Genomic DNA, 11,730 nt, shown 5'->3' with positions numbered 1-11,730 from the left:
TTAGTACGATATACTTGCCAATGGAAAAATTTAAAGTTTTAAGTTATGGCGAACGAGTAAGTAACTACTATGCTTTTTTTACTACTGAAAGTAATTATATGGTTGTTATTTATTTTTGTGTTTACTTATTTGATGCTCATTTTCGTGGTACAAAGCCAAGCTTTCAAACTCGATTAGCGGTAACTGTTTACATTACTATTACTATGTTAGTATTTTGAATTGGAATTTTTACTGCTGAACAAGACCCAAAACAATATACTATTTATAATTGAATTTCTACATTAATTTTACATTTATTAATGCCAATAATTATGATTACTAGTTTTATCGTTAGTTCAGGTCATCAATATGTTAACTTAAAACAACAACATAAAATATATTTATGATTAATTGTTCTTTATCCAGCAATTTACTGTATTGTTATTTTAATTAGAGGTCATTTACGTTATTTAGATTTTATGAAAACTGGTCATCCACCACGAGATACATGATACCCCTACTTTTTCTTTGATTATTCAAATGGTAAATATGGATGATTAATTGCTGCTAGTGCTGTTATTTTTGTTTTTGGTTTAGTTTTTAGTCTACAATATTTTTACATCTGAATTAATAACTTAATGTTCAAACGCTATCAAGCTTCAGAACATCGTTTATATGATTTTTATCAAAAAATATTACATAAAGTTAATAAAAAAAATAAGAAACAAAGTAAGAAGAAAAAGAAAAAAAAATAAAAATTTAATATTTTTATCAATGAAAGTTGATTCTCAATATTTAATAAAATTTAAACTAAATTTTAAAATAAGTCCCTCATAATAAAATACATTATTATGAGGCACTAAGAAAATTATAATTTTGGTGATCTTTGTTGATTTAATTCAGTTGTTACAGTTTGATTTTGTAAATCAAAATCATTTATTGTTGTTGCATTAAAAATCACTAGTTGTTTTTTTGTCAAAGTTTGAATTTGTTCAGCAGTAAATGCTACAATTTGTTCCTCTTTCAAAGCTTGGATTTGTGCTGGTGTTAGTTCAGAAATTTGTTGTGTTGTTAATGTTTGGATTTGTTCTGCTGTCAATCGTGAAATTTGTTTTGGTATAAACCAAGAAATTTGCATTGGTAAAATTGCTTCGATTTGTTCTGATATTAATGCTTGAATTTGTTTTGCTGTCAATCATGAAATTTGTTGTGTTGTTAATGCTTGGATTTGTTCTGGTGTAAATGTTTTGATTTGTTCTGGTGTTAATGCTCGGATTTGTTCTTTTGTTAATACTTTGATTTGTTGTGGTGTAAATGCTTGGATTTGTTCAACTTTCAAATCATTAATTTGATTTAAAGTTAATGCTGAAATTTGTTCAGAAGTAAATGCTGGAATTTGTGCTGTTGTTAATCTTTGGATTTGTTGTGGTGTCAGTCATAAAATTTGTGCTGCTCAAAAACTTTGGATTTGTTGTGTTGTTAGTTCAGAAATCTGTTGTGTTGTTAATGTTTGAATTTGTTGTGGTGTCAATGTTTGAATTTGTTGTGGTGTCAAACATGAAATTTGTCATGGTCAAAATGCTTGGATTTGTTCTTTTGTTAATGTTTGAATTTGGTGTACTGTTAATGCTTGGATTTGTTCTGCTGTAAATGCTTTGATTTGTGCTGCTGTTAATCGTGAAATTTGTTTTGATATAAATCAAGAAATTTGCATTGGTAAAATTGCTTGGATTTGTTTTGCTGTCAATCATGAAATTTGTTCTGGTGTTAATGTTTGGATTTGTTCTGGTGTAAATGTTTTGATTTGTTGTGGTATTAATGCTCGGATTTGTTCTTTTGTTAATACTTTGATTTGTTGTGGTCAAAATGCTTGAATTTGTTCTAGTGTCAATACTTGGATTTGTTCTATTGTTAATGTTTCAATTTGTTGTGGTGTCAATCATGAAATTTGTTCTGATCAAAAACTTTGGATTTGTTCTGGTGTTAGTTCAGAAATTTGTTGTATTGTTAATGCTTTGATTTGTTCTGGTCAAAAAATTTGGATTTGTGCTGGCATCAAAACTTTAATTTGTTTTTCAGTAAAATATGAGATTTGCTGTTTAGTAAAATATGAGATTTGTTCTACAGTAAATTGTGATACTTGTGCTGCTGTCAAACCTTGGAATTGTTGTATTGTTAGTTCAGAAATTTGTTCTATTGTTAATGCTTTGATTTGTTCTGGTGTCAATGTTTCAATTTGTTGGGGTGTTAATGCTTTCATTTGTTGTGGTGTTAATGCTTGGATTTGTTCTGTTGTTAACGCTTTAATTTGATTTATGTCAAATGCTGGAATTTGTTCTAGTGTCAAAACTTTAATTTGTTTTTCAGTAAAATATGAGATTTGTTGTTCGGTAAAAAATGAGATTTGGTCTTTCGTAAAATATGGAATTTGTTCTACCATAAATTGTGATACTTGTGCAGCTGTCAACGCTTGAATTTGTTCAACTGTTAGTTCAGTAATTTGTCATGGTCAAAATGATTGGATTTGTTCTGGTGTTAATGCTTCAATTTGTTGGGGTGTTAATGTTTGGATTTGTTTTGGTGTTAATGTTTCAATTTGTTGGGGTATTAATGCTTGGCTTTGTTGTATTGTTAATGCTTTAATTTGTTGTGGTGTTAATGTTTGAATTTGTGCTGGTCAAAATGTTTGGATTTGTTGTACTGTTAATGCTTGGATTTGTTGTGGTGTCAAAACTTTAATTTGTTTTTCAGTAAAATATGAGATTTGTTGTTCGGTAAAAAATGAGATTTGTTCTTTCATAAAATATGCGATTTGTGCTACAGTAAATTGTGATACTTGTGCTGCTGTCAAAGCTTGAATTTGTTCAACTGTTAGTTCTAAAATTTGTCATTCTGATAATACTTGGATTTGTTGTATTGTTAATGTTTGAATTTGTGCTGGTCAAAATGTTTGAATTTGTGCTGGTGTTAATGCTTTCATTTGTTGTGGTGTTAATGCTTGGATTTGTCGTGGTGTCAATCATGAAATTTGTTCTACTGGTAGTGCTGAAATTTGGCATTCTGATAATGTTTGAATTTGGTTTGCTGTTAAAACTTGAATTTTTTCTGGTGTCAATACTTTAATTTGTTGTCAGTTAAATATTGCTAGTTGCTTTTCAGTAAACGCTGCCATTTGTGCTGGTGTTAGTTCAGAAATTTGTTCTGGTGTAAATGCTTTGATTTGTTCTGCTGTAAATGCTTGGATTTGTCATGGTCACAATATTCGCAATTGTTCTGTTGTCCACGCTTGAATTTGGTTTTTCGTAAAATATGAGATTTGCTGTTTAGTAAAAAATGAGATTTGGTCTTTCGTAAAATATGGAATTTGTTGTTTAGTAAAAAATGAGATTTGGTCTTTCGTAAAATATGAGATTTGTTTTACAGTAAATTGTGATACTTGTGCTGGTGACATTCGATTTTCATTTTGGTTTTTCGTAAAATATGGGATTTGGATAGGAGTAAATGCTGTAATTTGCTGTGCAGTCAATATACGCAATTCATTTTTTGTAAGTGATTTAATTTTTGAAAGTTCAAATTGAGGAATTAGTTTAGGCATTATAGCATCTATTTTTACTTTATTTTTAATAATGGCACTAATTTGTCTTTTAAATCTTTTATGAATAATATTTTTTTCTTGCTTTTTTATAAAAGGTTGAATTTGTTTATTACTCATCTCCTCAATTTTTAATAAATTTGGTGAAATTAGTTTCACTTGTTTTTTATTTCCATTAAAAGTAAAAACTGATAATGAATCATTTTGCTTTTCATTTAATAATTGATCTGTTAATATTATTTTATTTGTTAATAAATTTAACATTAATGAGTAGTTATTTGTTATTTTTGGTGAATATTGTAAACCATAAGGGTTTTTATTTTGTTGATCAAAAAAAGAAAGATTTAATAAGTACATTTTAATTCAATAATTTATACTAAAATATTTCATAATTTCATTACCCTTTCTATATAAAATAAAAAATTTCAATCAAGTTACCTTAAGATTAAGATAAGAGTATTAAGAATTTACTTTGTTTTGTGTTTTGTTAAACATCTATCTATCTACTAAAATAGTACATATTTTTTAAAAAAATACAAATAAATTTTCATATTATAAATGGATAATTAAAGCTTAATACTGATAATTAATGAAAAAACAATATTATTGATATAATTAAATAAAATAATGGTTAGGTAATGATAATTAAAAATTAACTTTAAAACATTGTTAAAAGATGCGCAACTTAATAAGTACCCAATTCCAAGTTTTAATATTGATAATTTTGAAATGTTAATTGCAATTACTAAGGTAACTGAAAAACAAAATGCTCCGACAATTTTAATGATAACAACCTAGTACCCTTAAATTCATGCATCTAAAATAAATACTTCCTATTATCAATAATGCTGTTAGTCGAGTAAAACTCCCAATTTTCTTACAATTAGACCATTGTCCTGATCCCCATTTTATTAAAACTAAAATCACATCTGATTTTAGTTCAGTTATGTTAAATTATGCTAATCATTCAACTAAATAAAATATTGAAAAAACAAAAGAAATCGTTCATTTTGCTGCTCCATTAGGAATAAGTGTTGAATTTGAAATTATTTATAGGAATGAAAAAGATGATATTAATAATGATATTAGTTTAATTGACCAAGCAGTTTTTTTAGAAATAAAACAAAAATTAATGATCTTGTATTTGCTGCTATTAATAGTCATAATCAAGATAATAAACAAGATTTAAAAATTGCTTTAATTAAAGAAAACCCAATTAAAATGCCTGAAGTCTTCTTAGTATTCCATGATAGTGTAACTATTAATGATGAACAATTAATTTTAGTAATTAAGGCTGGCATTACCAAAGTTAGTATTAGTAGTGATTTAAGAAAAGTTTAAAACAAAGTTTTAAAACTAATCCCCATTTATTATCTAACACCAATATTTTAATAGAGAATGTAATAACAGCAATGCAAAAATTGGCCGAAGAAAAAATAATTATCCTAGAAGCAAACAATCAATGTAAATTTTAATTATTTAAGTTTTTATTTTAATTTAAAAAAACATTATAAAATATCACTAAAGAAAAAGTTAAAATTTTATAAAAAAATAAAATGATAATGATTTTACAATTTAATAAATTTAAAAAAATATATCTTTAATAGTAATAGCAATAAATATAACTAAAAATAATATTGCGCCAGCGATACTAACAATAATCTTATATCTTTCATTTAATTTTTTTCTTGTTATCGCTTCAACAGCATTTTCAACAAATTTATAGCCATCTAATGGTGGAATTGGTAACATATTTAATAAAAATAAATTAGATGATAATAATGCTGCTCAACGAAAATATGTACTTGCTGCTTGCGATGATGATAGATTAGAATTTAAAAAACTATCAGTTGATTTAATAATACCAACCGGTCCTGATAAATTTTGTCAATGAAAAGTTACTAATTGGCCTAATGCTTGCAATAAACTATAACTATCTTTAAAAGTATCAACGATACCATGGCTAATAACCTGTCCAGCAGTTAACTGATAACTACCTTGACTAATACCAATAAACAATACTCCGTTATTTTCTTCTGGTTTAAAAGTAACAGTTTTTGTTTTATCTGCTTCAAAAGTAACTTGATAATTTTTAATCTCAGCTGGTTCTCCTACTTTTTTATTATACTTATTTAATCATCCTTGTAAATCATAATATGATAAAATTGCTTGTTCAGATTCAGGAATACCACTATTATAAATACCAGTAATAGCACCTAAGATTGGAAATTTTGTATGCTCTTGATTATATTTTTCAACAGCAGCAAACAATGGACCTGTTGTTGCATATGTTGGTGGTAAATTAGGATCATATTTATATGGATAAATACCATAGCCAATCATCAATAAAATAAAAGCTAACAATAAATTCATTAGGGCACCAGCACTAATGAATGCTGCCTTTTTGCCACGTTGTAAGTTTTCCATCATTTGTTTACTATCAATTTTTTCTTCTTCTCGTCCCTTTGGAGCATCAGCTATTTCTGAAGCAATAGAAACATAACCACCTAATGGTAATAACCTTAAAGTATAACGTGTTTCTTTTTTACCTCATTGTAAAAGTTTTGGGCCCATACCAATTGCAAATTCATATACATATGCTCCTGATAATTTAGCAATCACAAAATGGGCAAATTCATGCAAGGTAATTAAAAATAATATTGTAAATATGCCAATTAAAATGGCAAGAAATGTATGCATAATTTTATCCTTTTTATATTAGCCAATAGCTGCTAAAGCAATTAAATATGCAAAAATAGCTACTGCTGAAAATGAATCTAAGCGATCTAATAAGCCACCATGTCCAGGTAAGAAATTTGAAAAGTCTTTAACTTGATAATTACGTTTTAAATAAGAAAATAGTAAATCACCCATTTGACTAGCAATTGAAAGAATAAAACTAGTAGCGAGATAAGCAATATAAACTGGCGCTTTACTATTAGCTTCTAAAAATGGCAATGGATTGTAATTACTTGTTTGTAAAAATATAGTTACTGTTACCATACTTAAAATAATTGCTGTTACTAAACCAGTAATAGCACCTTCCCAAGTTTTATTAGGTGATACTTTTGGTGCTATTTTAGTTTTACCATAACTGACACCACCAAGAAAAGCGCCAACATCATTAGCAACAACAATTACTAATACCAATAATAATGATGGTCAACCTAATTTTGAAAGATTAACTTGTGATAACATTAAAAAATTAATAGCTTTAAAAGCAAACACTAAATAAATGATTCAAGTAAAAATAAAAACAACATCAGCTAATTGAAAATTTTTACTTCTTCACGCAATTAATATAAAAATACAAATGAAAAATATTAAAATTAATAAAGTCATTCAAGTTTCAAATCAATAATGATTATAAATATAAGGACCAAAAGTTTCTTTACCAATGGGAATTCATAACAATATGATTCCTGTCAAAATAATAAAGATTTTAAGTAAAACTGATCACTTTGCATCTTTTCTTAAATTAATAATTTCTCATAAACAACCACCAAAAATAATAGTATTAATTACCATAAATATATAAGCAGATCATTGTGGTTTATTGCCAAAAATTGGTTCTAAATAAACTCCACCAATAAACATTCATACTACGGCACAAGCAAGTAATATAAAACCTGTTACAATACGTGTTCGATAGGTTATAAAAAAATTATTAAATTTTTTAAAAAAAGAAACCTTAGATTTTGAATTTTCTTTATTTACTGTCTTGCTTTTCACAATATTTAACCCCTAACTATTTATTGCTAAATTTTCATTAAATCAGCTTGCTTATTGTTTTCAATTACGATAAGTTCTTTTATTTTACTATCAGTTAACTCTTGAATTGTAGTTTCGCCATGTTTTTCTTGATCTTCTGGTAATTTTATTTTTTTTAGGTTGTGAACAGCATCACGTCGACAATTACGGATTTTAATTTTATATTCTTCAGTTTTTTTCTTCAAATCCTTAACTAAAGATTTACGAACTTCTTCTGTTAATTGTGGAAAAATTAAACGAACATTTTCTGCTTCAGTTTTAATTTGTAACTTCAAATCAGCTTTTGTAACAGCATCAGTAATATCTTTAATTAAGCTACGATCATATGGTTTAATTAATAATTGATGAGCTTCTGCTACTTTAACTTGCGCAATATTTTGTAAACTATCAACTCCACCATAACATTTAACATTAATACCTTCTAAAATAATTGGGTTAGCTCTACCAGTGCGAATTTTATTAATTTCATTTTTATAACGTAAAATTATTTCGTTCATAAAGTTTATAGTTTCTAAAATAATAGCTTCCATCTTTGTGTTCCTCCTATTAATAATTTAAGTTGTTTTTCAATCAAACTATAAAAATTATATAATATTTTTTACTAAAACCAATGGAAAATTACTTAAAAAATAAAAAACATCATTAATTAATAATGTTTTTACTAGTAGTTTTGAATTTTGTTTTCATCATTATTTAAATCAACTAACATTAAAACTCCACCAACAATACCTAATGCCGCACCAAAAATAATACCTAAAATTGCTAAAGCAATTTTTTGATCTGCAGAAGCTTCACCTTTACTTACTTTTTGATATAAAATAAAACTCGGGATTGTTCATAATAAAGGAATAATAAATATTAAGATACTTCCTGCTTTTAACATACTGACTCCTTTTTAATTGTTTTATATTTAATGATATCATTTTATAAGATTGAAAGATAGCATCTTGCATTGATTTCCACTTCAATTTTAATTATTAATGATAACCACAGATATAATAGTTTATAAAATATAATAAAATAAAAATGCAAAGAAAATGAAAATAAATTAAAAAAGATTGCAATTGCAATCTTTTAAAATAGTTAATAACTAAGCACCTGGTAAATCTCCACAGTCAAGATAATTATTTAAAAGTTTTACATTTCCAAATTTTACCATTAAGTATGCCTTACCACTTGTAGGATAAGTAGTTATAGAATTTTGTCCATTGGAATCAGAAGCTCAAATTAGTGATTCTTTACCAAATAATTTAACTAAAGAATCATATAGTCTTTTTTCTTTATCTTTTCCAGTAGCTCAAGGTAAAGATGTAAGTACTTTTCCTCCTTGTTTATATCCTTTATCCTTAGTCAACGCTAAATTATCTTTTATAACAAGGGATGCTACTTCAGCAGGAACACCAACATCATCTTTTTTTAAAGTATTAATAGTATAATCTTTTATAGATTTAGCATCAGTGCCATCTTTATCCATAATGCTAATTTGACAAGTACCAGCTCCAACATTAAAATCAGTTTTTCCAGCATTTGCTTCAATTTTACCTGCTTCAAAACTTGTAATCTTTGCTTTTAAAGCATTAATAGCAGCAGTATCTGTTTGTGAATAATCTTGACTTTCATTACCTGATTTAAAACCTAAATCAGCTAAAAACTTTGCAGCATCAACATCTTTTGCTTGAAATTTAGATGGATCGGAGTTATTTGCTACTAATAATTTTGTTTTAAAGTTAGTAGTTGTAATACTTTGTTTATCAATAGTAATTTCTTCTTTTTCTTTACCAGCAGTTTGATCTTTACTTAATTTTTGGTTTATGTTACTTGTTGTTTCATTACTATATCATCCTAGTAATACAGCATATTTTGCATTTAATTGTGGTGCTTTGGCATTACCACAAGCAACGACTGAACTTGCTGCCACTGTACTTAAAGTAACAGCACCCATTAGTCTTAATAATGTTTTCATACTTCTCATAGTATTTTCCTCCTTGGATACTTTTCTCAAAAATATAAACTATTTTCTGATTTTAATTATACATTATTTTTTTATTTAACGCTATTTTAATATTAATACTCATTTTTTCGTGTTATTTTGCTTAATTTAAAAAAAAATTTCAAAAATGATAAAATATTATTGTTCATCATTGAACATTTTGATTATTTATATATACTCTCTACAGTACTTCCAAGATTATTGAGTAATATAATATGAAAAATCCTGAAATATATTTCAGGATTTTTATTTATATATTTTAGCTATCTTATCATTTCATAAATATTAGGGCGCATTAATTTAATAAATAGATTTAAAAATAACAAAGAATGATATAACTAAAATCGTTCTTTTTTTGTTAAATAACCTTTAAATATCTACTAATAAAGGTTTAAATGATGATTTTAAATTATTATTACCTTATTATTTTGAAATAAAACAAATCCTATACATTCTACACCTGATAAAGTTTGAGAATTTAAAGATGTTAAAAGTAGTATTAAAATCTGCATATTTTGATTTTACAGATATAAATAATATTAAATTAAAAAGTAATGATATTAGCCAAAATGAATTATTTAAACTTGATGATAATCAATTTAACTGATTATCTATTACAAACGAATTAGAAAGTAACAACATTCCATCATTAATTTCTGCTGATTGAACACTTGGTAATGGTGAATATGGTAAGTATTTTACAAGAACAATTATTGATAAAGTTAAAATTCAAAATGCTTTAAAGTTATATGGTTCAAATAAATCTCAATTATTTTCTAAATTAGAATTTTATAAAGAAATTTTAAAAATTGATAATAATAGTGAATTTGAATTACAAATTGAAAATCCGATTAATAATTTAAATCGGATTGAAATTAGTGGTATATTTGGTGCTGGAAATTATGATTTAATTGTAATAACTAACAAACAAGAAATAAAATTAGATAATATTAATTTATTTGATAAATACAACGAAAATATTTCTTATATAAATATTGAACTTTAATATGGTGTTTTGGTATTTTTATCAATAAAATTAAATTAAAAATTTCATGAATTATAATGTCCTTTACCTTTGCTTTTTGCTGCATTTTGTGCTTCTTCCCGTTCTCTTTTTTGTCTTTCATCTTGTTCAATTGCTCTAGCACGTTCTCTTAATTCTTTAGCTCGGTCTTCTTTTAATTTTTGTTGATAAAGTCTTTCTCTTTCTGCTTCTTTTTTTACTCTTTGTTCTTCTATATATTTATTTGCTTCTCTTACACGTCGAGCTTCTTTTTCAGCTTTTCGATTTTTTTCTTCTCTTTCTCGTTCTTCTTTTTGTCTTTGTCTTTCTTCTGTTTCAGCTTTTAATTTAGCTTGAGCTTTTTCAATTTCTTGAAGTTGTTTAGCTTGTTTTTCTGCATCTTCTTGTCTTTTTTGTCATTCTCGCCGTCTTTTTTCTTCTTTTAACTTTTCTTGGTATTTTGCCATTTTTATTGCATATTTTAATTCTTCTTCTTTTTCTTTTCTTTCTTTAGTTTTATCTGAACCTCACATAACTTTCTCCTTTTAAATCTAAAAATAAAAAACCATTTACTTTTAAAATAAAGTAAAATGGGTAAAACTTATATTTAGTTTGTTAGTATTATATACTATTATATATCTTAATTGTTAAAATATTCTTTTGGATAAATTCCATTTCATTTTATATCATCTTTATTAGCAAAAGTTTCCATAACTCATAATATTACGCATTCAAACTACTCTTAGTTAATCCTGCTTCTTGATTTAGATTTGAAGCATGTTTAATCGCACTTTGTGTTATTAAAATAGTATTATGTTCATCTATTAATTTTTGATTTAATCAATCAATAGCTGTTCTTGCTTTATCATCATAAAAATAAACAGTTTGTTCAAAATTTTCAAAATTATCCATTAATCCTAAAATTTCATTGACATAAGCATTAATCTTTTCATTTTCATTAATAAAATCATTTGGTGTAACTACTAATTCACAAATAATATAAAGATCATAATATCCAGTATTATGATATTCTTTAAAACCAACTACTATAAATACAGTATGGTCTTTATGTCCAGTTGCTCAATCAATACCAACAATATAAAAATCAAATTTATACATATCTTTTTCTTGATTATAAAATTGTTTTAAATCATATTTTTGTCAATATTTTAATGTTTTTTGAAATGAGAAAATTGTAGCATCACTATCTAAAAATTCAAAAACAGAAAAAACAGTATTAAATTCATCGGGATTACTTTTTTTTCATTTCTATATTATTAAATTAAATATTAATTACATATTTTATTTTTTTATGATATAATTAAAGTAACAAATATTTAGATTTGCTAGTTTTATTGTTTGAAGTTAGAAAATTTATCCGTTATATTAATTCGT

At 25.7% G+C, this 11,730-nt stretch carries 12 protein-coding genes and 1 pseudogene; 5 read left to right on the top strand and 8 right to left on the bottom strand.

Annotated elements, in window-relative coordinates; genetic code table 4:
* Window positions 1–20: 20 nt before the first annotated feature.
* Window positions 21–734, top strand: coding sequence for a Pr6Pr family membrane protein (locus ACQH25_RS02975; protein ID WP_425381747.1), 714 nt, complete (start codon window positions 21–23; stop codon window positions 732–734).
* A gap of 113 nt (window positions 735–847) precedes the next feature.
* On the opposite strand, the gene ACQH25_RS02970 is transcribed toward ACQH25_RS02975, so the two are convergent.
* Complete coding sequence (locus tag ACQH25_RS02970; protein ID WP_425381746.1) at window positions 848–3,961, bottom strand: hypothetical protein; 3,114 nt, start codon at window positions 3,959–3,961, stop codon at window positions 848–850.
* A 276-nt stretch (window positions 3,962–4,237) separates the two neighbouring features.
* Here ACQH25_RS02970 and ACQH25_RS02965 point away from each other — a divergent pair, with 276 nt between their 5' ends.
* From ACQH25_RS02965 to ACQH25_RS02955, 3 genes and pseudogenes are all read left to right on the top strand, one after another.
* Window positions 4,238–4,369, top strand: coding sequence for a class II fructose-bisphosphate aldolase (locus ACQH25_RS02965; RefSeq protein ID WP_425381745.1), 132 nt, complete (start codon window positions 4,238–4,240; stop codon window positions 4,367–4,369).
* Window positions 4,370–4,397: 28 nt separating this feature from the next.
* Complete coding sequence (locus tag ACQH25_RS02960) at window positions 4,398–4,550, top strand: class II fructose-bisphosphate aldolase (RefSeq protein ID WP_425381844.1); 153 nt, start codon at window positions 4,398–4,400, stop codon at window positions 4,548–4,550.
* Between the two features lie 146 nt (window positions 4,551–4,696).
* A pseudogene (locus ACQH25_RS02955) lies at window positions 4,697–4,912 on the top strand (hypothetical protein); the annotation flags it as partial.
* Between the two features lie 243 nt (window positions 4,913–5,155).
* Here the strand turns inward: ACQH25_RS02955 and ACQH25_RS02950 are convergent.
* From ACQH25_RS02950 to ACQH25_RS02930, 5 genes are all read right to left on the bottom strand, one after another.
* Complete coding sequence (locus ACQH25_RS02950; RefSeq protein WP_425381744.1) at window positions 5,156–6,271, bottom strand: site-2 protease family protein; 1,116 nt, start codon at window positions 6,269–6,271, stop codon at window positions 5,156–5,158.
* 18 nt (window positions 6,272–6,289) lie between these two features.
* Complete coding sequence (locus ACQH25_RS02945) at window positions 6,290–7,303, bottom strand: phosphatidate cytidylyltransferase (RefSeq protein ID WP_425381743.1); 1,014 nt, start codon at window positions 7,301–7,303, stop codon at window positions 6,290–6,292.
* A gap of 26 nt (window positions 7,304–7,329) precedes the next feature.
* Window positions 7,330–7,872 (bottom strand): ribosome-recycling factor, encoded by a 543-nt coding sequence (locus tag ACQH25_RS02940; protein WP_425381742.1) that lies wholly within the window; start codon window positions 7,870–7,872, stop codon window positions 7,330–7,332.
* A 131-nt stretch (window positions 7,873–8,003) separates the two neighbouring features.
* Entirely contained in the window at window positions 8,004–8,225 is a 222-nt protein-coding gene (locus tag ACQH25_RS02935; protein WP_425381741.1) for a hypothetical protein, read from the bottom strand.
* A 207-nt stretch (window positions 8,226–8,432) separates the two neighbouring features.
* Window positions 8,433–9,314: a hypothetical protein gene (locus ACQH25_RS02930; RefSeq protein WP_425381740.1), complete on the bottom strand. Its 882-nt coding sequence runs from the start codon at window positions 9,312–9,314 to the stop codon at window positions 8,433–8,435.
* A gap of 502 nt (window positions 9,315–9,816) precedes the next feature.
* Between ACQH25_RS02930 and ACQH25_RS02925 the strand changes: the two genes are divergently transcribed.
* Entirely contained in the window at window positions 9,817–10,338 is a 522-nt protein-coding gene (locus ACQH25_RS02925; protein ID WP_425381739.1) for a hypothetical protein, read from the top strand.
* Window positions 10,339–10,373: 35 nt separating this feature from the next.
* Here ACQH25_RS02925 and ACQH25_RS02920 read toward each other — a convergent pair whose 3' ends face one another.
* Window positions 10,374–10,868, bottom strand: a complete 495-nt coding sequence (locus ACQH25_RS02920; RefSeq protein ID WP_425381738.1) for a hypothetical protein — start codon at window positions 10,866–10,868, stop codon at window positions 10,374–10,376.
* A 190-nt stretch (window positions 10,869–11,058) separates the two neighbouring features.
* A complete protein-coding gene (locus ACQH25_RS02915; protein WP_425381737.1) occupies window positions 11,059–11,454 on the bottom strand; it encodes a hypothetical protein in 396 nt (131 codons plus the stop codon).
* Window positions 11,455–11,730 lie beyond the last annotated feature (276 nt).

Source organism: Spiroplasma endosymbiont of Polydrusus pterygomalis, from assembly GCF_964030825.1.
Lineage (GTDB): Bacteria > Bacillota_I > Bacilli_A > Mycoplasmatales > VBWQ01 > Spiroplasma_E.
The sequence above is the reverse complement of the archived record's forward strand: the minus strand, read 5'-3'. Positions and strand labels throughout refer to the sequence as shown.